Raw genomic sequence first — 24,886 nt, 5'->3', positions numbered from 1 at the left:
GGTAGGCTCCTGTGGATACAGGGGTGAACCGGTACTGGGCGTGTGGTGTGTGGGTGGGTGTGAAAGAGAGAGGGGGGGGTTGGAACACTGTTCCAAACCCCCCCTCTCTCTTTCACACCCACCCACACAACACACGCACAGTACCGGTTCACCCCTGTATCCACAGGAGCCTACCGGGCGAACACAACACAACTTTCACGCAAAAACACACACAAACACCCCACGCTCGTGAGACGCAACGGCTCGTAAACTCAGGCTTAATTTCTTTGCTTGCGTATTTGTTTTATTTTCTTCGTATGAGGCTCTAGATGCTCTTCTCAGCGGAGTTTTAAGTGACTAACGTGGCTTGGGCTAGGTCGTCTCTTTTAATCAGCGTTTGAGGCCCTTGTTAGGGGTATCAGGTAATTTAGTTTTTGAACCATGGTTGGTTATTGATTAACGTTTGCGGTGCCCACTTAGTCTTTTGGTAGCGACTTAGTCTTTGGCTTTGCGTCACTGTGTCTCACTTATGCTGCGCCCACTTTGGGTCTCTTCGCTCGGCTATTTGCACAGTCTCTTTTTGCTATGTAAAGCTGTGCCCGCGAACGGATGTTCGCGGGCACATGCGTCTTACTGCGAATGGCAGTTCACTTTAGATCCACGTCGGGAACCACATGTGAACGTGCCAGAAGTTGTACGAGATGAGATCCCCTCTCCACAGGGGCATGAAGAAGATTGAAACAGCTGTAATGAGCAGAACAATGACCACAGCGCCAACGGCAAACCTTTGACGCGTCACGACATTAGCGCCCATCCATCTGTAGTCACCTTCTTCAAGAGGTTGAGAGGCATACATGCGGTCAGGATCTACTTCACAGCGAGTTTGATCAAGCATCAGCCCAATCACCCATGCCGCACTCAGACAGACAAAAGGTACGAAAGCAATCGTGTAGAAATTAAAGATCGTTCGGTTTGCGTTCAAATACCAAGGGAAGTACATCGCCAAGTATCCACAGACAACAAAACCGCTCCTCCAGTTGCGGTCCCGTAGCGTCACGAATAAGACGATGAAGAAAGCAATGGCTGCAAACCACCACAGAAGCGGATTCCCAAGTGCAACAACGGCATTGACACAATCCGACTTATCGCAGCTTGCGTCCGCGATTTTGTTCCATGCGAAGGACGTCGGGCGCGCTTGAACAAACCACTGTGCGGGATGAGCCTGATAGGTGTGCGGAGTGGTTAAACCAGTGTGGAACTTCAGCATTCCTACGTGGTAGTCCCACAGGTCGCGGAATGCCCCAATAAAGCCGTGAGTTTTGTGACCGTACGCATTCCAGTGCCTAAACCAGCCGAACCATGAAGCGACATACGTGATAACTGCGGGTGGAACCATGGCCAAGAATGCAACAGAGGTGTCATTGATCAAGGTTGCGTAGAACGCGCGCGGATGCCGAAAACGACGGCGCGTCATCCAGTCGCGGAAAGCAACAAAAAACCCCAAGACAGCCAGCGCGTAGAGCCCCGACCATTTGACCGACATCGCAAGGCCACACAAGATACCCGCGACCAATAGCCACCAGCGTGCACCCGCATGAGGGCCGATTCGAGAAGGATTATCAGGATCCGGCTTCCATTGGGAAAGCTTTTCGACCAAACGGGGATGTGAGATCTCCTGATCTTTCAGGACAGCAAGGAACGCGGCAGCGGCAAACATCGCCAGGAATACATCCAAAAGCCCAGTTCGCGAGAGAACAATTGCGATGCCATCTGTTGCCATAAAGAATCCCGCAAGTGCTGTGATAGCGGGGGAACGGAACAAATGCTGTGCAATTCGCGCGGTCAGGAAGACAAGAATGATTCCTGCGATGGCTGCACTGATGCGCCAGCCGACCGGATTGGTTGGTCCGAAGACGCGCATTCCCAAGCTGATTAGCCACTTTCCGACCGATGGGTGAACGACGTAACCACCATTGGTCGAAAGCCCAGAGTAATCACCCGCGATAAACATCGGGTCGTTATCCTTCGCCCAGCTTCCCTCATAGCCCAAAGTCATCAGGGAATAGGCGTCTTTCACGTAGTAGGTCTCATCGAAGACCAGAGTCTTAATTGTTCCAAGGCCAGGAAGCCTTATGAGCGCTGCCACAAGCGTCGTCACAAAAGTCGCAACCCAGCCGGCTTGCGCAGACATTGGGAAACGCGCCCACCTGGGAATGGGGACGGGCTTCCATTCGCGTCCCGTTCCTTCGGGAGCGGCATCAGCCTCTTCGTCGTCTGCTGAGGCCTCGTTCGCCTCTGCCGAGGCCTTGTTCACCTCCGTCGAAGGGCTAGGCTCGCCTTCCTCGGCCTCGGGAAGAGGCTCGGGCTCAACAGCCGGGGAAGCCTGGTCCGACCCCAAGGCGGGGTCTTCGGGAATATCTGAATCGGAAAGAGTCTTGTCGTCCACCCGACCAGTTTACCGAGGCCCCTGCTCAACTGGAGTAGCACACCCAAAGGTGCGACGATTAACGCGTGAGTGAAGACCAGGATTACATTCAGGCCCCCGCGTCAATCCTCCTTGCGGCTACCCCGATTGGTGACGTGCGCGATGTTTCCGCGCGCTTAGCCCCGGCACTTGAGCAGGCGGACATTATTGCTGCCGAAGACACGCGCCGCCTCCTCGCCTTGGCCTCGAGAATGGGAATCCATCTGAGTGCCAAGCTGTTGAGCCTCCACGATCACAATGAGTCCGCTAAGGCCTCGGCAGTCGTCGAGCAGGCGCGGGCAGGTGCGCGCGTCGTCATGGTTTCCGATGCCGGAATGCCGACGGTTTCCGACCCGGGGTTCCGCCTGGTCCACGAGGCCACGGCGGCTGGCGTCCACGTCAGTGTCCTTCCGGGGCCCTCGGCTCCCGTTACTGCACTGGCCCTGTCAGGGCTTCCTTCCGATCGCTTTGCCTTCGAGGGTTTCCTTCCCCGAAAAACTGGTGAAGCAACGCGCTATTTGAAGGCGCTTGCGCAAGATCCTCACACCCTGATCTTCTTCGAATCACCTAAACGCGTCCATGACACTCTGATTCTCATGGCTGAGGTCTTTGGTGTCGATCGCCAAGCCGCGCTGTGTAGAGAGCTCACAAAAACCTACGAAGAGGTGATCCGTGGGAGCCTCGCAGAACTGGTTGAGGCCACAGAAGGTGAAGTTCTTGGTGAAATCACGCTGGTGATTGCACCTGGGCATGCGCAGGGCAATGCGGATGACCATGTCGAGGCAGTGCTTGCCTTGGCAGCAGAGGGAATGCGTTTGAAGGACGCCGCTGCCGAAGTCGCCGAGGCCACAGGGCTACGCAAGAACGAGCTTTACCGCGCGGCACTCGCACGCACAAACTAGGGGAGCGGGTGCGAATCAGAGCAGCGGGTGCGAATTACGCCTGAGAGGGGACTAGCTCAACTCCGGCCTCGGCCATGCGTGCGGCGGCGAGCTCACCCAACTCGGGGCTGACGGGCTCAGTGAGGTCGGTGAAGACTCGCACTTTGAAACCGTCCTTCACGCCGTCCAATGCTGTTTCGCATACGCAGTGGGACTGAGCAAGACCAACGACATCCAGCGAATCAATACCTTTGTCGCGAAGGAGCTCAAGCAGGGGACGCTTCGTTGCTACATCTTCGCCGTCGAAGGCAGAATAAGCGGCCTCGTACATGCCCTTGTGAATGGTGACATCCGCGTGGAGGGCAGCAAGGGCCGGGTGCAGCTCGGCCTCGGCGGTACCTGCAACCCCGTGAGGAGGCCAGGTGTCAACGAAGTCGGGATGATCAGAGAAATGCGTGCCCGGATCGATGTGCCAGTCCTGCGAGGTCACGATGCAGTCGTAATCCGCTGCGTGAGCGGCAACAAAATCAGCGACGCGCTGAGCGCAGGCATTCCCGCCTTCAACAGGAAGAGCACCGCCTTCGCAAAATGTAGGTTGAACATCAACAATGATAAGCGCGCGGGCCATTACATCCTCCCAAAGTATGAGCAGTGTGTGCTTTGAGAATAGGGCAGGGACGACTGGAACGCCAATAGGCACTAGACTAGGGGACCATGAGTCGTATTTTGTCTGCCGTTGCATGGCCCTATGCCAACGGCCCTCGCCACATTGGTCACGTTGCCGGTTTCGGAGTTCCCTCCGATGTTTTCTCTCGCTACATGCGAATGGCCGGGCACGACGTGCTGATGGTGTCCGGAACCGACGAACACGGAACCCCCATTCTGGTCGCCGCCGATGGCGCCGGAATGAGCGCGCGCGAGCTGGCCGATCAGAACAACCGACTCATTGTCGAAGACCTGGTTCAACTGGGACTGTCCTACGATCTTTTCACACGCACGACCGCTGGAAATCACTACCGCGTTGTTCAAGATATGTTCCGGACCGTCCGCGATAACGGTTACATGATCGAACAGGTCACCCGCGCGGCGATCTCGCCTTCGACCGGACGCACTCTTCCCGACCGTTACATCGAAGGTACCTGCCCGATTTGTGGTGCAGAGGGCGCTCGCGGCGATCAGTGCGATAACTGTGGTAATCAGCTTGATCCCACAGATCTGATCAATCCTCATTCGCGAATCAACGGTGAAACCCCCGAATTCGTGGAGTCCGTCCACTATTTCCTGGATCTTCCCGCACTGGCTGACGCGCTTTCAGTGTGGCTGGATGATCGTGATCGTTCCGGAACATGGCGTCCCAATGTCATCAAGTTCTCGAAGAACTTCCTTGAGGATATTCGCCCGCGTGCGATGACACGCGATATTGACTGGGGCATCCCGGTTCCCGGTTGGGAAGATCAGCCCGGTAAGCGCCTTTACGTGTGGTTCGACGCGGTTATTGGTTACCTGAGCGCTTCTATTGAATGGGCGCGCCGCACGGGAGACCCCGAAGCGTGGCGCCAGTGGTGGAATGATCCGGAAGCCCTGACCTACTACTTTATGGGCAAGGACAACATCGTCTTCCACTCGCAGATCTGGCCCGCTGAACTGCTGGGTTACAACGGTCAGGGATCTAAGGGCGGCCAGCCCGGTGACCTTGGCGTGCTCAACCTGCCCACCGAGGTCGTCTCTTCAGAGTTCCTCACCATGGAAGGTAAGAAGTTCTCTTCTTCGCACGGCATTGTGATCTATGTGCGTGACATGCTCAGCCGCTACCAGGCTGATGCACTGCGCTACTTCATTTCTGCGGCTGGTCCCGAGTCCTCTGATGCAGACTTCACCTGGGCAGAATTCGTGCGTCGCACGAACGGCGAGTTGGTGGCAGGCTGGGGCAACCTGGTCAATCGCACCGCCTCGATGATCCACAAGAAGTTCGGCGAAATCCCCGCGCCGGGAGAGCTACAAGAAATCGATCGCGCCTTGCTGGACGCGATCGCCGCGGGCTTTGACGAGGTCGGAGACCTGATCCGTCACCACCGCCAGAAGGCCGCTCTTGCCGCTGCAATGCGTTTGGTTGGCGAGGCCAACAAGTACGTTGCAGATACTGAGCCCTTCAAGCTCAAGGCCCCCGAAGAACGCGAGCGCTTGGCGACCGTTCTGTGGACGCTGGCACAGGCCGTGGCCGATTTGAACCTCATGCTCTCTCCCTTCCTCCCTCACGCCGCAAATGATGTGGATCGCGTGATGGGTGGCAGCGGCGAGATCGCTCCCATGCCTTACATCAAGGAAGTTGAGGAGCTGGACCCCGAGGTTCTTCCCGCAGACTTTGAAGGACGCACGGGATACCCGGTTATTACTGGCGACTACACGAATGTTCCCATGTGGGAGCGTCACGATATCGTCGTTGGCACTCCGATCGAGAAACCGACCCCGGTCTTCCAAAAGCTTGACGAGGCCATTGTCGAGGAAGAGCTTGCGCGCTACGCGGAGTCTCGTCCCGACGACGTGACGGGAGCCTGAGCTTATAACTGTTGAGTGTGTGGCCCAAGCCTTTTGGCTTGGGCCACAAACTTTTTCGGGGGGAGGACGGCGAATGGGGGAGTGCGCCCGCTTCTCGGCAGGTGGCCTCGAGAAGGACTAGAGCGCGCTGGGGAGAAGATCCTTGCAGGACCTAGAAGTATGAGCGAATTGAAAGCAATATCTACCGCAGCTAGCGCTTCTTGCGCGTCATCACGGTGCTGACTCCCGCAATGATAATGAGGAGCACACCCATGATCGCCAAGGTCACAATTGCCACCAGTGCAAGGTTTGCTGCCTTGACGAAAGCCATGGCGATCAGTGCGATAGCGGTGAAGATAATGATGCACGCCCAGAGCAGCTGTCCAATGCGCACGCCCCGATAGGGAGCTTCCTCCACGTCCTCAGCTGACCACACGTGAGCGGGAGGAACAATCGGGGTATTTTGATCCTCAATCGGAGCCTCTGTGAAGGAAGGCAGTGGTTGTGTCTCGTCGTCACTGACTGGCAGAGCAGTGGTCTGGTCAAAGTCGTTTGCACTCATGACAATTCCTTTCAGTGCTGGCCGGCTGCAGGCGACTCAGAAGATGCGCTTGGCGAAGGTGACTGGCTCTGGCTGGCTGATGGAGAAGTTCCCGTGGAAGGAGTAACGCTGGGCGTGGGAGAGGCACTTGGAGAAGGCCAGGGATCTCGATCGACAGAGCTCCCGGTTTCTTCGATGTCCAGGGTGACAAGTTGGTTTGCATTGAGGAAAACAGTGATCCCCTGGCCTTCCTTCCAGCTGGGAGAGGTCAGAACTGTCGGACTATTACTGTCGAAGCCCTTCCATTTATGGTCGCCACTGAGATCCAGATCGAAGGTAATGGGTTGCTTCTGAGCGACGATGCGGATGGGCTGACCATCGCGAACGCGGATGTTCGCATAGGGAATCACCTGTGAATTAACAGTGATGTCCTTGGTAAGGCCATCGGGCGCATGAGAGAGGTCAAGGTCAAGATTGACGACATTGGAGCCGTTGGAACTTTCAATTGTGTCTGAGCGCCAATCAGCGTTGGTATTAATGTTTCCCGCCACGGATGTGTAGTGGAATGGAGCGGTGGTGGCGTATGCCATGCCTCCCAGCAGCGCTGGAATCGCAAAAAACATGCCCAGTACCGACAAGATGGTGAGCATGACTGAGGAACGATCGCGAAGAGCAGCGATCAGGTGTGCAATGCCGACAATGAGCAGGCAGGCGGCCGCGCCAGTCAACGCGATCTGTACGCTTCGATCAACCTGAGCCGGGGTGCTGTATCCATTTCGGTAGAGAAGGAAGAAAGTTCCTGCCAGAGCAAGGAAGACTAGACCGTAGACGCATAAGACCAGAGCTCGAGGGACGACTCGAGAGCGGAGGGCGGGCTGCGTGGCAAAGGGCGCGAAACGCCTTCCTGCGCTTTGCGGAATTGTTTGTCCCGAGGCCTGAGGCTGAGAGTCAGCCGTCTGTGCCGCTGAAGGCGGTGCGGGAGGGAAAGTGTAGTAGTCCGAGGAGGTCGGGCCCCCCTGTGTGCGCCAATCAGGAGTTGTATCTGGCATGGTTTCTTCTCCTTGAGGCGCTGCAGGGGTAAAGGGGGATGACGCCGCCTGGGACGACGGCTGCGTCGACGGTGTCGCGCTCCAGTACTGACCCTGTGTGGGTCCCGTCTGCTTCGGCCGTGCAAGCAGGACCGCAATTACGACAATTGCGACGGGGAAAATCATAAAAAGAGGAATCCACACGAAAGTGTGAAAGAAGCCGAGCGCGATTCCTGAAGTCCCACCGCCAAAGACCGCTAAGAGGATCGCTCCGATGATCGCAGCATCGAAATTCCCCTTGAGCATTTCGTCAACGTGGATACGGCCATCTGTGGCCTCGGGAAGGAAAACCCATGCTAAGGCGTAGAGGACGCAAACTACGGGGAAGAAGAGCGCGGCAATAACGACGGCAATCCTCAGGGAGTTGACGTCCCATCCATAGCGCTGTGCCAATCCTTGGCACACGCCTCCGATGACGCGAGGCTCTCCACGGAAGAAGCCGGAGTGACGCAACGATTTCATGAATCCTTTGTTCATGATTCCACTGTGCCCGTGTGACTGGCGAAAAGATATGGGGGGATGCCCTGATCGATCCCCGATTCTTTCCCCACTCTTGCGCTTCAGGTCCCGATTCGTGTGAAGATACTGATGTGAGCAATGAGCAGCACGTGTGGCAGTCGGGCGAACAGAAGCCCCGTGGGTATCACTGGGACCCGCCGCAGCTTCACGAACCCACGCGTGTTCTGCATCGCTCCAGTGCGTCTTCAACCGACATGCCTCTGCCGTGGATTGGCGGGGTCTGTGCGGGAATTGCCTCGATGCTCGGGGTATCGGCCGGAATCATCCGCTTTGCATTTGTGGCGGCCCTACCGGCTTTGGCAGTTCCGCTTTTCGTGTATCTGTGGCTGTGGCTTACTCTTCCCGACGATCCCGGCACTTCCCAAAGCGCCCCCGAACGTCTACGTGTTCCGCTGGCCTCGGCGGAAGAAATTGTTCGGCGCGAGCACGACCAACGCAACTTGCGCATGCTTTTGGTCGGATTGGGTGCGGTGGGCCTCGCCCTTGCAATTGCCTACCTGCTTTTTACAGGGATAGCGGGACTGCGCGATATTGCCGCAGCGGTCCTCGTCCTTGGTGGGATCGCAGCAGTGTGGACGCAAAGTACTCGTGCACATTCATGGAAAAACCCTCTCTTTATCCTCATTACTCTGGCTGGAATGGTCTTGGTTGCCAGCGGCTTGGTACTGGCGTCATTTCGCGGGCAATCGCCGTGGGATATGGTTCGAGGCGCGATCTTGGGTGGGTCTCTGATCCTCTCTTTCGGGGTTGCGATCATTCCTCTATGGGTGAGAACTTCACAAGAGAACACAAGAGCGAAAGAGCGCGAGAAACGAGAAGCCGAGCGCGCTGACATGGCCGCACACCTGCATGACTCCGTCCTTCAGACGCTCACCTTGATTCGCAATAACGCCGATAATCCAAGTTCGGTTCGCGCGCTGGCCTTGGGGCAGGAACGTGAGTTGCGCTCGTGGTTGTACACGGGGCGTGAAGAAGCGGCCGATTCCCTTGCCGAGGCCCTGCGTGAAGCAATTTCCACGCTGGAGACAACCCTTGGTGTTGAGGTCGGCGTTGTGACGGTTTCCGATATGCGTCCGGGCCCCGGTGAACTGGCAATGGTCGCCGCTGCTTCCGAGGCCGTTTCCAACGCAATTCGCCACGCACGACCGCCCGTGAGCGTCTACATGGAGGTCAGGCCGCAGCGCACGGAGATCTTTGTGAAAGACTGCGGAGACGGCTTTGATATCTCTGCGATTCCCGAGGACCGTCACGGCGTGCGCAATTCGATTTTCGGCCGCATGGAACGAGCAGGCGGAACCGCTCAAATCCGCCATCTAGCCAGTGGAACCGAGGTCCACCTCTCCATGCCTGTAGATACACTTGAGTGACGATGCTCGCTGAAGGAGACAATTCCATGACAATTCGGATTCTGGTCATTGATGATCACGCCCTGGTACGTGCGGGCGTGCGCGCTGAGCTCGAATCCAGTGGCGCCGATTTTGACATTGTTGGTGAGGCGAGCGACGTTGAGGGAGCTATTGCGGCCTGCCACGCCCTCACTCCGGATGTCGCTCTCCTGGACGTTCACCTGCCTGGAGGAAACGGAGGCGGCGGCGCTGAGGTTGCGGCCTCGTGCGGTGACGTTGAGGGGCTCCGTTTCCTTGCGCTCTCGGTGTCAGATTCCCCCGAAGATGTTGTTTCGGTTATTCGTGCGGGCGCTCGCGGATACGTCACCAAGTCGATCTCGACCCCTGAGCTTGTCGAGGCCATCCAGCGCGTTGCCGCGGGAGATGCTGCCTTTTCACCGCGCTTGGCCGGTTTTGTTTTGGATGCTTTCGGAGGGGCGAGCGCCCCCATTGCCGCTCACGATGATGAATTGGATTTACTGTCAGCTAGGGAGCAGGAAGTCATGCGTCTCATCGCGCGTGGATACCCCTACAAAGAGGTTGCTTCTGAACTCTTTATTTCGATTAAAACCGTGGAAACACATGTGTCTGCCGTGCTGCGCAAACTGCAGCTATCGAACCGAAATGAGCTCACGCACTGGGCCATGCAAAGACACATTATTTAGTCTTTCAGGTGCCTTGCGGTGAAGTTCACCCGCGTGCTGGGCGCTTCATGGACAAAGATGCGGGGTAGGGGCGATACCATGAGTAGTCCTTGCACCACGATGCCTTGGGAGTGGCGATCATGCACGCAATCGGTTTCGACCGCGATCAGTATCTAGCCCTTCAATCTGAACACATTGCGCAACGTCGCCAGCAGTTTGGTGGAACCCTGTACTTGGAGTTTGGCGGCAAGCTTGTTGACGACATGCACGCCTCTCGCGTTCTTCCCGGATTCACCCCGGATAACAAGATTGTCATGCTTGCCGAGCTTGCTGACGAGGCCGAAATTGTCGTCGCCGTCAACGCCTTGGATTTCCAGCGTCGCAAGATGCGTGAAGACCTGGGAATCACCTACGAAGATGACGTCTTCCGTCACATCGATATGTTCCGCGAATACGGGCTGTACGTGGGCAATGTCGTCATCACCCGCTGGAGTGATTCCAACGACCAAGCACATGCCTTCAAGCGCAAGCTCGAAGCCCGCGGAATCAAGGTCGCGCGCCACTATCCCATCGAGGGCTACCCCAATAACATCGATCTGATCGTTTCCGACGAAGGTTTGGGGCGTAACGAATACGTCCATACGACTCGTCCGCTGGTTATTGTTACCGCTCCCGGTCCCGGTTCGGGCAAGCTCGCAACCTGCCTCTCCCAGCTCTACCACGATCACAAGCGCGGAATGACCTCGGGATACGCGAAGTTTGAGACCTTCCCGATCTGGAATCTTCCCTTGGATCACCCCGTCAACGTCGCCTACGAAGCGGCCACTGTTGACTTGGATGATGTCAACATGATTGACCACTTCCACTTGAAGGCTCATGGCGAAACGACGGTTAACTACAACCGTGATATCGAGGCCTTCCCCGTCCTTCGCCGCCTGCTCGAGAAGATTATGGGGGCCTCTCCCTACCAGTCGCCCACCGACATGGGCGTCAACATGGCGGGCTTTTGCATCAGCAATGACGAGGTCTGCCGCGAGGCCTCGAAGCAGGAAATTATTCGCCGTTGGTACAAGGCTTTGGCGCTGGAGGCGCGCGAGGATCTTCCGCCCGTACAGTCTGAGCGTGCGGCTCGCCTGATGACCGCAATGAACCTGAGCAGTGCGGACCGCCCGGTTGTTGCTCCCGCGCTTGAGCGCGCGCGTGAAACTGGATATCCCGCAGCCGCAATGCAATTGAGCGACGGGCGCATTGTTACTGGAAAGACCTCGGACTTGCTGGGGCCCTGCTCTGCAATGCTTCTCAATGCGATGAAGCTTCTTGCGGGTATTGACGATGATGAGAAGTTGCTTGCCCCCGAACAGATTGAGCCCATTCAGAAGCTCAAGACTGAGCACTTGGGTAGCCGCAATCCTCGCTTGCACACCGATGAGGTGCTGATCGCTTTGGCTGGATCTGCGCGCTCCAACGAACGCGCAGCTGCGGCTTTGAACCAACTGCCGAAACTAGCTGGTTGCGATGTGCACTCTTCAGTTCTGCTGGGCAGCGTTGATGAGGGCATTCTTCGCCAGCTCGGTATGAATGTCACTGCCGAACCCGTTCACGCAACCAAGGGCGTCTACCACAAGCACTGAAAATGGATCAGGATCACTCACTTCCCAATCTCGGCTCTTTCCTCGATTTCGGTTCCGATCAGGCTGAGGATCTTCCCCTCTACGACCCAAGCTCCTCGAGCAACGAAATGGGCGTGGGAGCGCCTTCTTCTGCTGGCACTTCGGATCAGGGATCACCTCAATGGGGCCAAGCGAGCGGCCACGGTAGTTGGACGCAGCACAGTGACCCTGAAAGCCTTCTCAAGGGCTTGAATGACCAGCAACGCGCAGCGGTCGAGCATCGGGGTGTTCCTTTGCTCATCATGGCCGGTGCGGGCTCTGGGAAGACTCGCGTTCTGACACATCGGATTGCGTACCTGTTGGCAACCGGTCAAGCCCGTGCGGGCGAGATTTTGGCGATTACCTTCACCAATAAGGCAGCAGCTGAGATGCGCGAGCGCGTCGAGGCCCTGGTCGGTGGGGGAGCTGCGCGTAGGATGTGGGTATCAACTTTCCACTCGGCGTGCGTGCGATTACTTCGCGTAGAATACCGTGCGGCCGGTTTGCGCTCGACTTTTAGCATCTACGATTCGCAGGATTCGCAGCGTCTGATTCAGATGGTGCTGAAAGCAGCGGATGTAGATATTAAACGATTCACGCCCAAGCTGGTTGCCGCACGTATCTCGGACCTCAAGAATGAGCTCATTTCCTGGCAGGAGTACCGAGATACCGCCCCGAATGACCCGATTTCTCGAGTTGTCGCTTCGGCCTACGAAGAATATGAGAAGCGCCTTGCACAGTCCAATGCCTTGGACTTTGACGACCTGATTTCGCGCACGGTACGCCTGCTCAAAGACAACCCGGCGATCGCCGAACACTACCACCGTCGCTTCCGTCATATCTTGGTCGATGAGTATCAAGACACGAACCATGCACAGTACGTGCTGGTCCGCGAACTGGTGGGTACCGGGGACGATGGGGTGGAACCGGGGCAGCTGACGGTTGTTGGTGACTCAGACCAGTCAATCTATGCTTTCCGCGGTGCAACGATTCGCAACATCGAAGAATTTGAGCGAGATTTTCCGGGTGCGCGGACCATTTTGCTCGAGCAAAACTATCGTTCCACCCAAAACATTTTGTCCGCTGCCAACGCTGTTATTGCTCGAAATGAAGGCCGCCGTGCAAAGAACCTGTGGACGGCATCGGGGGACGGCGCACTGATTACCGTTGATGCAGCAGATTCGGATCGGGACGAAGCGCGTTTCATCGTTTCAGAGATGGAAAAGCTGTCGGCAGCCGGGACCCGCTGGGCGGAAATCGCTGTCTTCTACCGGACGAACTCACAATCACGAGCAATCGAAGAACTGCTGGTTCGCCAGGGCATTCCCTACCGAGTCGTTGGGGGTACTCGCTTCTATGAACGCGCGGAAATTAAAGACGCTTTGGCCTACCTCCAGGTGATTTCAAACCCCGACGACACGGTTGCACTGCGACGGATCATCAACACTCCTCGTCGTGGGATTGGCGCCAAGGCAGAGGCCGACCTCATTGCCCACAGTGATCGCTATGGGATTTCGATGGGCGCGGCCGCCCGGGACTGTTGGATTTCTCAGGGCCGAGGCCTCGGAGAAGCAGAAGGAACCGGCCTGACCTTGGCTGAACTTCCCAAGGAAGAAACTGAGGACACGCGTGGTGGCGTGGCCGGGCTGAGCCCGCGCGCGGCCTCGGCGATCGGTGATTTTTGGGGACTGATCGAGGCCATGCGGCGCGCCGAACAGGCCGGCGCAAGCGCAGCGGAGATTCTTGAAGAAGTCCTTGATCGAACGGGATATCTCGCAACTTTGCGACGTTCCCAAGACCCTCAGGATGCCTCGCGAGTGGAGAACCTTGCCGAATTGCACGCGGTTGCCTTGGACTACGTGCAGACCAGCGGTAAGGTCGGCTTGGCAGGTTTCCTTGAGCGCGTTGCCCTGGTTGCTGACTCGGATCAACTTCCCGAGGAAGAAAGCGGGAGTGGGCAGGTCACGCTCATGACGGTTCACACCGCGAAGGGCCTTGAATTCCCGGTCGTCTTCGTGACCGGCATGGAGGACGGTACTTTCCCGCACCAACGCTCGCTGGGCGACCCCGAAGAATTGGCAGAAGAACGCCGTTTGGCCTATGTCGCAATCACTCGCGCCCGCAAGCAGCTTTACCTGACGCGTGCGGCTGTGCGAAGTGCGTGGGGAGCACCCCAGGAAATGCCTCCTTCGCGATTCTTGGATGACATTCCCGTCGAGCTCTTAGACATTCGTCGGTCCTCAACCTCGATGGAACGTCTGCGCGGTGGATACGGCGGCGGTTCCGGATACGGTTCGGGTGGCTATGGCACTTACTCAGGTTCCGGTTATGGCTCTTCCTATGGGGGCAGGTCTGGGGGCTATGGCTCAGACTACGCTGATTACGGATACTCGCGCCGTGATGATGATGGCGGTCCCGTCTTTGGCGGACGCAGTGGTGTATCTGGTAGCGGTGATGGGGGCCCGCTTGCCGGCCGAGGCCTGGGCGGGAAACGCGGCGCGCCCGCAGCGCGAACTGCAGTTTCACGGCCAACGGGCGCAAGTGCACCGAAAAACACGCTTAACCCCGAGGAAGTGCGCGTGGGGGATCGCGTCCGTCACGCAACTTTGGGTGAAGGCACGGTCATCGGCCTCGAAGGATCGGGGGAGCGCACCATTGCGCAAGTCGCCTTCGCGTCCGCTGAAAAACGCCTGTTGCTGCGGATGGCCCCCATGGAAAAGATCTAGTCGCGGTAGGCTTAAGGAAGTTGCGCGCCACAGTTCACGTGGTAACCGCGCAAGGCAGCGCCTTCGGGCACAAAGTGAAGGGACACAATGGATCTCTACGAATACCAAGCACGGGAGTTATTCGCTGCTCACGGCGTCCCCGTACTTGCGGGAATCGTTGCACGCACCCCAGATGAGGCCTACGAGGCAGCGCAGAAGCTGCTGGCCGACAATGACCTTCTGGTGGTCAAAGCTCAAGTGAAGATCGGCGGCCGAGGCAAGGCCGGTGGCGTGAAGCTGGCTCGCAGTGCACAAGAAGCGCGCGAAAAGGCCGAAGCAATCTTGGGCATGGATATCAAGGGGCACACCGTCCACTCGGTCCTCATCGCTGCGGGCGCGAATATCGCCGAAGAATTTTACTTCTCGATCCTGCTGGACCGCTCCGAGCGCCGCGAGCTCGCACTGTGCTCGGCGCAGGGCGGAATGGATATTGAAACCTTGGCACGCGAACATCCCGAGGCTCTGGCTCGCGTTGGCCTGGATCCCAAGGTTGGCATTGATGAAGACGTTGCCGCCCAGATCTTGGGCGAGGCCGGCTTCAACCGTTCACACATCGAGAAGCTTGCCCCCGTTTTGGTCAAGCTTTGGGATACCTACCGGGGCGAAGACGCCACCCTGGTTGAGGTCAACCCCTTGGTTCTCACCGAGCAAGGTGATGTCCTGGCGCTGGATGGCAAGGTGTCGCTGGATAACAACGCTGCTTTCCGTCATCCCGAACACGCGGCCTTTGCCGATAAGTCCACGCAGGATCCTCGCGAGGCCATGGCAAAGGAAGCCGGACTGAACTACGTGCGCTTGGAAGGCCAAGTAGGCGTGATCGGTAACGGCGCCGGCCTGGTTATGTCCACCCTGGACGTTGTGGCCTTGGCCGGTGAAGAGTGGGGTGTCAAGCCCGCGAACTTCCTGGACATCGGTGGCGGTGCCTCGGCAGAAGTGATGGCCAAGGGACTGGACGTCATCCTTGGTGATGATCAGGTTCGCTCTGTCTTCGTCAATGTTTTCGGCGGAATTACCGCATGCGATCAAGTCGCTCGCGGAATCGTGGGTGCTTTGGAAGCCTTGGGAGATGCTGCCTCTAAGCCTCTGGTCGTGCGCTTGGACGGCAACAAGGTTGAGGAAGGCCGTGCAATCCTGGCTGCTGCCGCACACCCCCTAGTTCACATGGAAGAAACAATGGACGGCGCAGCACGCCGCGCTGCCGAATTGGCCGCGAACGCCTGAGATGGGACGGGACTGAAAACTCATGAGTATTTTTATTGATTCCACTTCGCGTGTCATTGTTCAGGGAATGACCGGCTCTGAAGGCCAAAAGCACACGACCCGTATGCTGGCAGCCGGCACGAACATCGTCGGTGGTGTGAACCCCCGAAAGGCCGGCACTTCGGTGACCTTCCACGTCGAGCCCTACGGTCCGGGCGCTGAAAACCGCGCTGCCGGTGACGTTGAGGTTCCCGTGTTTGGAAGCGTTGCGCAGGCCCGCGAGGAAACCGGCGCGAATGTTTCGGTTGTCTTCGTGCCACCGGCATTTGCAAAGGACGCGGCGATTGAAGCAATCGATGCGGGAATTGAAACTCTGGTCGTCATCACAGAAGGTATCCCCGTTCAGGATTCGACCGCTTTCGTTGACTATGCGCTTGAGCGTGGGGTCCGTCTGATCGGCCCGAACTGCCCCGGAATCATCAGCCCCGGACAATGCAATGTCGGCATTACTCCAGCCGATATCACGGGACCCGGCCGCCTTGGCCTGGTCTCCAAGTCGGGCACCTTGACCTACCAGCTCATGTACGAGCTGCGTGACCTGGGCTTCACCACCTGCATTGGTATTGGCGGTGACCCGGTTGTGGGAACCACCCACATCGATGCTCTGGAAGCTTTCGAAAATGACCCCGATACCGACCTGGTTGTCATGATCGGTGAGATCGGTGGTGACGCCGAAGAACGCGCCGCAGCCTGGATCTCCGAGCACATGACCAAGCCGGTCGTCGCCTACATTGCAGGATTTACTGCCCCCGAAGGCAAGACTATGGGCCACGCGGGCGCGATCGTGTCGGGAAGCTCTGGTACGGCCTCGGCAAAGGCGAAGGCACTGGAAGCAGTTGGCGTGAAGCTTGGTCGCACCCCTTCGCAAACTGCGATTTTGGCACGTGAGGCGCTGGCTGCTCGATGAGTGAGGATCCCACCGCGCGTACGACGGTCACAACAGTTTCCGCCCGCCCGACCATCCGCGTTGCCCTTCCGCAGGGTTGGGCGCGCTCGATGCTGTCCGGGATCGAGGCGGCTCTGCTGGGCTGGGCACTGGTCGTTGTCCCGACCCTGATCGCCTACGCCGCGGTGTCCTCTAACCAGTGGATGGTGTCCACCACCTGGGAGGACGCCTTCCACTTTGCCTCTGACCTGTGGGGCGCTTCCCTTGGAGCGCGAGTGGTCTCGGGCGACGTCTCCTATCGCGCAGTGCCTTTGCTGTTTGTGCTGCTCTTGACTGGTTTGACCAAGCTGCTCCTTCTGCAGGGACGACGTTTTTCTCCCGCTTCGCAATGGATGGCAATCCCCGGGTTCACTGTGACCGCGCTGCTTTTGGCCGGTGGAATTGGTACGAACGTGAGCGTGTGGGGCGCGCTTCCCCTGGCGATCATGATCCCCTTGATTGCGGCCGCTTGGGAGGTCGCGCTTGCGCCAACGAGCCTTGAGCTCCGCTTTGAACTACCGAGGTGGGTCAGCGTTGGAGTGCGCACGGGCTGGCGTGCATCGTGGGCTCTGGCGTTTTGTGGCGGACTTTTCCTGTTGCTTTCGGTGATCGTCTCCTGGTCGCAGATCCGTGGAATTCATGAGCTTTTACTGCCGACTTCCATGGTTGATTCGATCATGATCGTCCTTGCGCAGCTGTTGTTCATTCCCAACGCGATTGTGTGGGCACTGTCCTGGCTTTCCGGTCCCGGTTTTTACCTTGGTAGCGATGCCTTGCATTCGCCGACTTCTGCTCCCGTTGGACCGATCCCGGCAATTCCGCTTTTCGGCGCGACCCCCGCAAGTGCCCCCGGCAACTGGGTGGTCCTTGCGCTGATCGTGTTCGGCGTAGCGCTTGGCGTGTACCTGCGCCTGCGTAAGGGCAGTGAATCACTTCTTGATGATCTGTATCAGGGTGGAATCGCAGCTGTGGTGGTCGCAGCCGTTTACTTGGTGACTTCCTTGGGTTCGGCCGTGGTTTTGGGAAATGGCCGCTTGGCTTTCCTTGGGCCCCGAATGTCCCTTTCCGCGCTGTGTCTTTTTGCCGAGGTGGCGCTTGGGATCCTGCTGACCGTGGCGCTTTCACACCCGGTGAGCGTGGCGTGGGCGCATGAGCTGGTAGGCGCTGGGAAAGCGCGTGTCCATGAGCGTCGCCATCACGAGGCCGCAGCTGGGGGAGTAGCGCCCGCGGAACTGGCCCCCGAGGCACCTGGCGAAGACGTGCCCGTCGAGGAAACTCAGCCAGCGGAGGAGCCTGCTGAAGAGGCCGAGGTGGCCTCGGCTTCGGAAGAAGAGGACACACCCCGCAACTAAACCAACCCGGGTGTGGGGGAGTGCTCGCTGCTTGGCCTCGTCGAAGAGGCTACGAAGCAGGTAGCATGGTGGGGTGACTTCAGCTGATCTTCACCCCGTCCTTGTTGTCGATTTTGGCGCGCAGTACGCCCAGCTCATTGCTCGTCGCGTGCGCGAAGCAAGCGTCTATTCGGAAATCGTCCCGCACACCATGCCGGTCGCTGAAATGCTAGCGAAAGAACCCGCAGCAATCATTCTTTCCGGTGGTCCCTCGTCCGTGTATGAAGAGGGTGCTCCGTCGATTGATCCTTCGATCTTCGAAGCCGGAGTGCCCGTCCTGGGGATCTGCTACGGCTTCCAGACCATGGCCCATGCTCTGGGCGGAACCGTGGGACGCACGGGAACCCGCGAATACGGACACACCGAGGCTTCTGTCTCCGGTGATTCCTGCCTGTTTGGCGGCACCCCCGACGATCAGATCGTGTGGATGAGCCACGGCGATGCCGTTCAGGGCGCGCCCGAAGGCTTCACCGTCACCGCATCGACCTCCGAAACGCCGGTTGCAGCTTTCGAATCCAGTGAGCGCCGCCTCTACGGCCTGCAGTGGCACCCCGAGGTTGGCCACTCGCAGTTCGGCCAGGACGCTTTGAAGAACTTCCTCTACAAGGGCGCGGGAATTGAGCCCACGTGGACGCCTGGTTCGATTGTTGACGAGCAGGTCGCGAAGATCCGCGAACAGATCGGCGACGCGCAGGTGATTTGCGCACTCTCCGGCGGCGTGGACTCTTCCGTGGCCGCGGCCCTCGTGCACAAGGCCGTTGGCGATCAGCTCACCTGCTTCTTCATCGACCACGGCCTGCTGCGTGCGGGCGAACGCGAGCAGGTTGAAAACGACTACGCGCGCGGCATGGGTATCCGCGTCATCACGTGTGACGAGTCCGAGCGTTTCTTGTCTGCTCTGGCGGGTGTTACCGATCCTGAAACCAAGCGCAAGATCATTGGTCGCGAATTCATTCGCTCTTTCGAGGCCGCCCAGAAGCAGGTCATCGAAGAGGTCGGCGCCGCCGGCGGCGAAGTAAAGTTCTTGGTTCAGGGCACCTTGTACCCCGACGTCGTCGAGTCCGGCGGCGGCGAGGGTGCGGCCAACATCAAGAGCCACCACAATGTGGGCGGTCTGCCCGAGGACATGACCTTCGAGCTGGTCGAGCCCCTGCGTACCCTCTTCAAGGACGAGGTGCGTGCGGTTGGTCGCGAGCTGGGCTTGCCCGATTACCTGGTGAACCGCCAGCCCTTCCCGGGCCCTGGCTTGGGTATTCGCATCATTGGCGAGGTGACGCGTGAGCGTCTGGATATCCTGCGCGCTGCGGACCTGATCGCCCGCGAAGAACTCACGGCGGCCGGCCTGGATCAGGAGATCTGGCAGTGCCCGGTTGTCCTGCTGGCTGACGTTCGCTCCGTTGGCGTTCAGGGTGATGGCCGTACCTATGGTCACCCGATCGTGCTGCGTCCTGTGTCCTCTGAGGACGCGATGACGGCTGATTGGACGCGTCTGCCCTACGACGTCCTGGCCCGCATCTCGACGCGCATCACCAACTCGGTGCCCGAGGTTAACCGCGTCGTCCTCGACGTGACCTCCAAGCCGCCGGCAACCATTGAGTGGGAGTAAGTATGTATTTCAATCTCATCATTAGGTTTGATGAATCTTCAGCGATGCCTTCGAGCCGCATGTTTGAACACACAGACCCTGAAATTAAGCAGTCGTTTGAGCGGAATGGTAAACCTAATCTGAGAGCGCTCTGTGATTTGCCTACTATTATGGTGAAAGAGTTTGGGCCGGATACCGGGAAGCAAACTGCGCGTATTGGGTATATTGACTCTCCATCTATGTGCCCGACAATGAAGAATCCGATTTTTTGTTTTCCTTCAGATTTACTGATAGAAAAACAGATTCTTGGGGATGAAACGTACACTCCGAATCAATTGAAGTGGGTAGGGCAACATACGCGCTGGACAGTGTTCGGGGGTGACCCGTTTCGTACTTTGTTTGCCGGTGGTCAGCTTGAGCCGGAAAATCTGGACTGCTCTCGGGCAATTGACGAAACAATGGTAGCAGTCATGATGCCTTTTAATAGAGGACATCATTCGATAGACCCCGTATTTAAGGCCATCGAGGAGGGAGTTGAAGGGGCGGGAAAGACTGCGAGTCGTGTGGATCAGCGTACGGCTCCTGCAAATATTCCAGATGATATTCGGCATCTGATTCGCTCCTCGTGTGCGGTAATTGTTGATCTTACTGGTCTCAATTCAAACGTACTGTATGAACTCGGATTTGCGGATGGGGCCGGGAAAAAACCTATTCTGATCCAAAAGGGGCCAATTGATAAGTTGCCTTTTGACGTCAGTACGAGACGTGTTATTGCATATCAAGAAGACAAAGATGGCCTCGACGCCTTGTCGAAAACACTAACGCGTGAAATCCGGGATTTCTAGGTTGAGGGTGCTGCTGTTCTAGCTTGGTTCGCAGAGTATCGAGATTCAGTTGCCGCGCAAGATTGCCTTTCGTACTTGGAAACGAGTTCCCTTGTTTTGAATCGTGCCCTCGTCCCTGGTACGTGGGCACTAACGCCTCAGGGCTGAAGGAGAAGTGTCGTCCCGTCATCACAACAGCAAAGAAGCTCACCAGGAATATTGGCATGAAGCACACCTTGAGGTGGAGACCCCAAAAGCTAGGTGGCGCGTGCGCTCCGTGCAAACAAGCCAGAATGCGCTGGCTGCATTCGAGCCGCCGAGGGCGACCAGTAGAAAGAACCACATCAGCGGCGGAGTCATACTGACGGCGTGATAGCCGAACAGGGCTCCCATAGGGGGGGGCCAGTGTAGACTACGATGGTGAACGCGATGGGCAGGGGCCCTGACTATTTTGGACACGTGGGGAATCTCTCATCAATCGTCGTTGATTGGAATCGAATATAGCAGTGATTCTCCTTCGAATGTCCTCGTTTCTGTTGGTCGGTGAACGCTCTTAGCGTCTCGTTTGCACTCGGGCGCGGTGACAGTGGTTGTCGGGTGGTCATGTTGGTACGGGCTAAGCGGATGGTCAGGCGCGTGAGAGTCCTGGCGCGAACGCATTTGTATGTGCTTGGAATGGTTTGTCAGACATTGCAAGTGAAAAAGTGTTGCCTATACTCTGTGTTAGCTCCCGTTATCGCAGGTGCGATGAGGGTGTTCAGGCAGCTCTGTTCGTTCAGCCGAGATAGAGAGGGAAAGTGCCTACCGTTCCAGTTTATCGATACGCTTCGGGTAATGACTATAAAGCGCAGAAGACTATTGGGGGTAGTTATGTGTCTGTCAATTGCTCTGCGGCGGATCTTGTAAGGTATTCACTAGATAACGGTCATTTTGAAGGGCATGTCGTCACCTCGGAGTGGGGGCAACGATTCTATCACTCAATTCCGCGATTTGCTCTCGCTCTTGATGCGGCGAGGAAACACTTTTCGATGACCACTGACTATTGTCATGCCGAAGCTAGCTATAAAGGGGCTGTGTCATTCTATTTGGGCATGATTGGCGCGCGCCTTGTGTTTGATAAGTTCTTGGGAGGGGACAAGCCTAACTATCAATTGCTTCATGCGGGAGATAGTAAACACTTCATTCTTACGCCATCTAGTGGTGCGGGTAAGCAGTCTAGAGGTAAGCGGCCTGACTATATTGCGATCGATGATCAAGGGGTTCCATATGCGCTCGTGGAGGCGAAGGGGACGTCAGGGGTGAGGCTTGCTTATGAGCGTGTGAATCACGCAAAGACGCAGTTGAATCTTGATTCCGTGACAACCCTGACTGGTACAGGACATGCCCTGTACACGAGGCAGGGAGCTGAGTTGGAGAAGCACGTGGTTGCATCAAGTTTCACGAGTGGGGTGGCGCCGAAGGGAAGTTCCTGGGAGTTGTGCGACGTGGATCCTGAAGGTGCTGGCGGGGGGCAACTGACTATTCAGTTAGATAGGGCTATTTATGCGCATTACTCGCCGATGGTGCAATGGCTTTCCTCCGACCATTCCCCCGACCCTTGTCGCGGCGAAATGAGGGAAGAACGCATCAATAATGTTGATTGTGAGCTTATCGAAATCAGTAAAGGTGTATCCGTGGGCTTAGTGAAAGGTCTTCGTGAGGCCATTGGCGATCAAGGAAATGTTGATGATTGCTTCCACCGTCTATCTGAGTTCTTCCATTCAAAGAAGGGGTTTCGCGGCCTGAGCGAGAGTGAGAAAGTGTCAATGGGTGGAGATGGAGTCGTGGTCGTATTAAGTGATGAGTATGTCCGGTCATTCAAGCTGGAAGTGGATCGAGCTTTGTGAGCGCTGCGAGCGGATGCAGCCCTGGCCTCACCCAATTTTAGGGGATGGGCCGGAGTTAGCCCGAGCGAGTATCACAAGCAGCAGTAAAGCTGAATGCGGCCTCGAGAACCAGGGAAGAGTCCAGGGTGGTTCCAAGTGCGCGATCTGAAAGCTAGGGAGTGCTCAGTGGCGCGGCACGTCAAGAAAAACGGGACGATGCCATGCGTGCCTGCGCGGCGCGTTCCTTGACCGCCTACTTTGACGCTGGCCAGGTGCTCTTTGGCCACTGCATCATGGTGCGAGGGACACTGAAGAAAGGTGCAGTTTCCGCATATATGGGTGGCTGAAATCTAGCTACGCGCTCTCAGTTTTTGTGTGCGGTGATCGCGAACTGCAGGGGTAGACGCTCGGGGTGTTCACGAAGATGCCAGGCTCCGGTGGAATCGTGTTCCATGAGTTCGGGCCACGGACACCAAGCAGCGCGTGGGGTCTCCTCGAGCTCATCGATCACCAGCCCCGCGTTGATGAGAGCGGTGACGATCTGGCCAAGGGAATGATTCCACTGGTGGTTCGTTGTGTGAGTAATCCGCGGTGCACCTGGGGAATCCACGTAGCTTGAATCGTCATCCCACGTCATTGGGGCATCCTGCTCAAAGTATGGCTGCTCAATCTTGAGCCCGTCGGAAATGTCCTCCCCGATTGTCATAAACATCGGGTGGTCATCGCGGATGAAGAAGGTACCGCCGGGTTTGAGGAGAGAAGCGACGACTCGCGCCCATTGGGCGATATCGGGCAGCCAGCACAGAACACCGATCGAGGTGTACACCAGATCGAAGGTGCCGGACACTGCTTCGCGCGCGTCGTACACGTTCGCGTGAACGAAGTCGACGTGAGCGCCCGCGCGCTGGGCGATGCTGCGCGCGTGGGCAAGTGAGGCCTCGGACAGATCGAGGCCAATGACGTGCGAGGCCCCGCGGCGCGCAAACCCGATCGTGTCGGTTCCGACGTGGCACTGCAGGTGGATGACTTCTTTGCCAGTGAGATCGCCGAATCTCTCGATATCTTGGGCGAGTTCGGCACTAATGGCTGTCGGATCCTCGAGAAGACGCTGGTAGTCGTAGTAGTTGCCAGCCATGTGCAGCTCGGCGCGGTCGTCCCAGTTGCGTTCGTTATCGGAAAACCATTGCGCTCGCCCGCTTGTTTCAGTCATGCGGTCATTGTACGTCGGTGGGTTGTTGGGGTGGGGCGCCTGCCGAGGCCTGGACGTGGGCTTGGCGTAGCTTGTCCGCCCTGCGCAGAGGATGTTTGCGATCCCTATCCAAGGTGCGTGAGCGTGGGGGAGTATCTATGCTGAACACTGTTCATTATTGAGTGAAACCGGAGAGAGAGGAGGATTTCCGTGCCCAAACAGGTCATTGACAAAGACAAGCTGATTGAGCAGGCATACTCGATTGCCGCGCGCGAAGGAATCTCCGCACTCTCCGTGCGAAAACTGGCCGCGGCCTGCGGAATCGCCGTCGGCTCGGTCTATGTGTACTTCCCGACAAAAGCGGACCTGACGGCCGCAGTATTCACACGATTCTTCGGCCAGGCGCTGTTCGAGGAATGCTGTCGGGTTGACGGGAGCGAGAGTTTCGTCGACTACGTGCGGAAATTGCGTGGCGCTTTGGGCGCGGCCTTGGCGGAAATGGACGTTGATTGGTTCGCTGAGATGCGCAGCCTTCCCCGCAGTGAGCACGAGGCCTTGGAGGCTGCACGCGCTCCAATGTTTGCCCACATGGAGCAAGGGCTCCAGCATGTGTTGGAGGCGGATCCCGCGGTTGTGCGCTCACGGTTGGTTGGCGCGCTGAGCCCTGAGAAGCTCTGTCCTTTTGTTCTGGGAGCTATTTTTACCTCGCTCATGGAGGGCTCTGATTGTGAGCCCGTCTTTGCTCTTCTTGATACCAGCTTGTACGAGGCCGTGGCTAAGAGCGGTGCTTTTGGAAGCGCCGCTGCGGCTCCGATTGATAAGAAAGATTGCTGATGACACTGCTCAAAATAAATAAAGAAAACCTGATTACCGTTGCCGGAGTGGTTTGGCTGCTGGCGGGTATGAACGTCGCACTGATTGGTGTGCGTTCGGTCGTTGAGCTGAGCGGTGCGGCCGTTGGTGTCCTCGTCGCAATTGTTGTTGGTGCTGTCGCCGCTTTCTTTGCCTTCCACGCAATGTTCGCGGCAAGATAGTCCTGAAGAACGCCCAGAGGATCCGAGGCCTGGACGCAGATCGCCTGAACTTCCTGCGCTTCTTGGACCTCAAGGGCTACCTGATCATGGTGTTCATGATCTCCTTTGGCTTCGGGCTGCGCTTAAGTGGACTCATCCCCACATGGTTCTTCGCATTCTTCTACACGGGCCTAGGGTCTGCGCTGGCGCTGGCGGGTGTAAGCTTCCTGATGCGCCGGGCGTTTGGTGAAGGGTGGACTTTTCATGCACGACGGGTGAGGGGGTAGGTATCGCGTCGTCATGTGCTGAGTTGCGTTTAAGATGCTTAGTTTGATTCCGGATGGAGAGCTTATCGAATTGTGATTAAAGCGATTTGCAATGCCC

Annotated in this window: 20 protein-coding genes; 15 read left to right on the top strand and 5 right to left on the bottom strand. The window is 57.5% G+C overall.

Features of this window, described 5'->3' with window-relative positions:
- Window positions 1-631: 631 nt before the first annotated feature.
- Window positions 632-2,425 (bottom strand): phospholipid carrier-dependent glycosyltransferase, encoded by a 1,794-nt coding sequence (locus KHW85_RS07585; protein WP_291459437.1) that lies wholly within the window; start codon window positions 2,423-2,425, stop codon window positions 632-634.
- 65 nt (window positions 2,426-2,490) lie between these two features.
- Between KHW85_RS07585 and rsmI the strand changes: the two genes are divergently transcribed.
- Window positions 2,491-3,345 carry a 16S rRNA (cytidine(1402)-2'-O)-methyltransferase gene (gene rsmI, locus KHW85_RS07580; RefSeq protein ID WP_291459436.1) on the top strand — a complete coding sequence of 285 codons (855 nt, stop codon included), beginning with the start codon at window positions 2,491-2,493 and terminating at the stop codon, window positions 3,343-3,345.
- Window positions 3,346-3,379: 34 nt separating this feature from the next.
- Here rsmI and KHW85_RS07575 read toward each other — a convergent pair whose 3' ends face one another.
- Complete coding sequence (locus KHW85_RS07575; protein WP_291459435.1) at window positions 3,380-3,952, bottom strand: isochorismatase family protein; 573 nt, start codon at window positions 3,950-3,952, stop codon at window positions 3,380-3,382.
- Between the two features lie 86 nt (window positions 3,953-4,038).
- Here KHW85_RS07575 and metG point away from each other — a divergent pair, with 86 nt between their 5' ends.
- Window positions 4,039-5,880: a methionine--tRNA ligase gene (gene metG, locus KHW85_RS07570; RefSeq protein ID WP_291459434.1), complete on the top strand. Its 1,842-nt coding sequence runs from the start codon at window positions 4,039-4,041 to the stop codon at window positions 5,878-5,880.
- A 190-nt stretch (window positions 5,881-6,070) separates the two neighbouring features.
- Here the strand turns inward: metG and KHW85_RS07565 are convergent, their stop codons facing one another.
- Together KHW85_RS07565 and KHW85_RS07560 are read right to left on the bottom strand one after the other, a co-directional pair.
- A complete protein-coding gene (locus KHW85_RS07565; RefSeq protein WP_291459433.1) occupies window positions 6,071-6,421 on the bottom strand; it encodes a hypothetical protein in 351 nt (116 codons plus the stop codon).
- A gap of 11 nt (window positions 6,422-6,432) precedes the next feature.
- Window positions 6,433-7,950 carry a PspC domain-containing protein gene (locus KHW85_RS07560; protein WP_291459432.1) on the bottom strand — a complete coding sequence of 506 codons (1,518 nt, stop codon included), beginning with the start codon at window positions 7,948-7,950 and terminating at the stop codon, window positions 6,433-6,435.
- A 128-nt stretch (window positions 7,951-8,078) separates the two neighbouring features.
- Here KHW85_RS07560 and KHW85_RS07555 point away from each other — a divergent pair, with 128 nt between their 5' ends.
- From KHW85_RS07555 to KHW85_RS07505, 11 genes are all read left to right on the top strand, one after another.
- Window positions 8,079-9,374, top strand: a complete 1,296-nt coding sequence (locus KHW85_RS07555; RefSeq protein ID WP_291459431.1) for an ATP-binding protein — start codon at window positions 8,079-8,081, stop codon at window positions 9,372-9,374.
- A gap of 26 nt (window positions 9,375-9,400) precedes the next feature.
- Window positions 9,401-10,057 carry a response regulator transcription factor gene (locus KHW85_RS07550; protein WP_291459430.1) on the top strand — a complete coding sequence of 219 codons (657 nt, stop codon included), beginning with the start codon at window positions 9,401-9,403 and terminating at the stop codon, window positions 10,055-10,057.
- 119 nt (window positions 10,058-10,176) lie between these two features.
- Window positions 10,177-11,667 carry a DUF1846 domain-containing protein gene (locus tag KHW85_RS07545; RefSeq protein ID WP_291459439.1) on the top strand — a complete coding sequence of 497 codons (1,491 nt, stop codon included), beginning with the start codon at window positions 10,177-10,179 and terminating at the stop codon, window positions 11,665-11,667.
- Between the two features lie 2 nt (window positions 11,668-11,669).
- Window positions 11,670-14,411: a UvrD-helicase domain-containing protein gene (locus KHW85_RS07540; protein ID WP_291459429.1), complete on the top strand. Its 2,742-nt coding sequence runs from the start codon at window positions 11,670-11,672 to the stop codon at window positions 14,409-14,411.
- Between the two features lie 87 nt (window positions 14,412-14,498).
- A complete protein-coding gene (gene sucC, locus KHW85_RS07535; RefSeq protein ID WP_291459428.1) occupies window positions 14,499-15,671 on the top strand; it encodes an ADP-forming succinate--CoA ligase subunit beta in 1,173 nt (390 codons plus the stop codon).
- A gap of 22 nt (window positions 15,672-15,693) precedes the next feature.
- A complete protein-coding gene (sucD, locus tag KHW85_RS07530; protein WP_291459427.1) occupies window positions 15,694-16,617 on the top strand; it encodes a succinate--CoA ligase subunit alpha in 924 nt (307 codons plus the stop codon).
- Window positions 16,614-17,987, top strand: coding sequence for a DUF6350 family protein (locus KHW85_RS07525; RefSeq protein WP_291459426.1), 1,374 nt, complete (start codon window positions 16,614-16,616; stop codon window positions 17,985-17,987). The genes sucD and KHW85_RS07525 overlap by 4 nt, the downstream gene beginning before the upstream one ends.
- 73 nt (window positions 17,988-18,060) lie before the next feature.
- A complete protein-coding gene (gene guaA / locus KHW85_RS07520) occupies window positions 18,061-19,632 on the top strand; it encodes a glutamine-hydrolyzing GMP synthase (RefSeq protein WP_291459425.1) in 1,572 nt (523 codons plus the stop codon).
- 2 nt (window positions 19,633-19,634) lie between these two features.
- Window positions 19,635-20,456 (top strand): hypothetical protein, encoded by an 822-nt coding sequence (locus KHW85_RS07515; protein WP_291459424.1) that lies wholly within the window; start codon window positions 19,635-19,637, stop codon window positions 20,454-20,456.
- Window positions 20,457-21,232: 776 nt separating this feature from the next.
- Window positions 21,233-22,321, top strand: a complete 1,089-nt coding sequence (locus KHW85_RS07510) for a hypothetical protein (RefSeq protein ID WP_291459423.1) — start codon at window positions 21,233-21,235, stop codon at window positions 22,319-22,321.
- A 158-nt stretch (window positions 22,322-22,479) separates the two neighbouring features.
- Complete coding sequence (locus KHW85_RS07505) at window positions 22,480-22,647, top strand: hypothetical protein (RefSeq protein WP_291459422.1); 168 nt, start codon at window positions 22,480-22,482, stop codon at window positions 22,645-22,647.
- Window positions 22,648-22,664: 17 nt separating this feature from the next.
- Here the strand turns inward: KHW85_RS07505 and KHW85_RS07500 are convergent, their stop codons facing one another.
- On the bottom strand, window positions 22,665-23,510 hold the full coding sequence (locus KHW85_RS07500; RefSeq protein ID WP_291459421.1) for a class I SAM-dependent methyltransferase: 846 nt from the start codon (window positions 23,508-23,510) through the stop codon (window positions 22,665-22,667).
- A 189-nt stretch (window positions 23,511-23,699) separates the two neighbouring features.
- On the opposite strand from KHW85_RS07500, the gene KHW85_RS07495 reads away from it, so the two are divergent.
- A complete protein-coding gene (locus tag KHW85_RS07495; RefSeq protein ID WP_291459420.1) occupies window positions 23,700-24,323 on the top strand; it encodes a TetR/AcrR family transcriptional regulator in 624 nt (207 codons plus the stop codon).
- Entirely contained in the window at window positions 24,323-24,523 is a 201-nt protein-coding gene (locus tag KHW85_RS08275; protein WP_366494927.1) for a hypothetical protein, read from the top strand. The genes KHW85_RS07495 and KHW85_RS08275 overlap by 1 nt, the downstream gene beginning before the upstream one ends.
- Window positions 24,524-24,886: the final 363 nt, after the last annotated feature.

The sequence above is a fragment of the Actinomyces sp. oral taxon 181 genome (assembly GCF_018370895.1).
Lineage (GTDB): Bacteria > Actinomycetota > Actinomycetes > Actinomycetales > Actinomycetaceae > Pauljensenia.
Note: the sequence above shows the minus strand (reverse complement) of the source record. Positions and strands in the feature narration are given on the sequence as shown.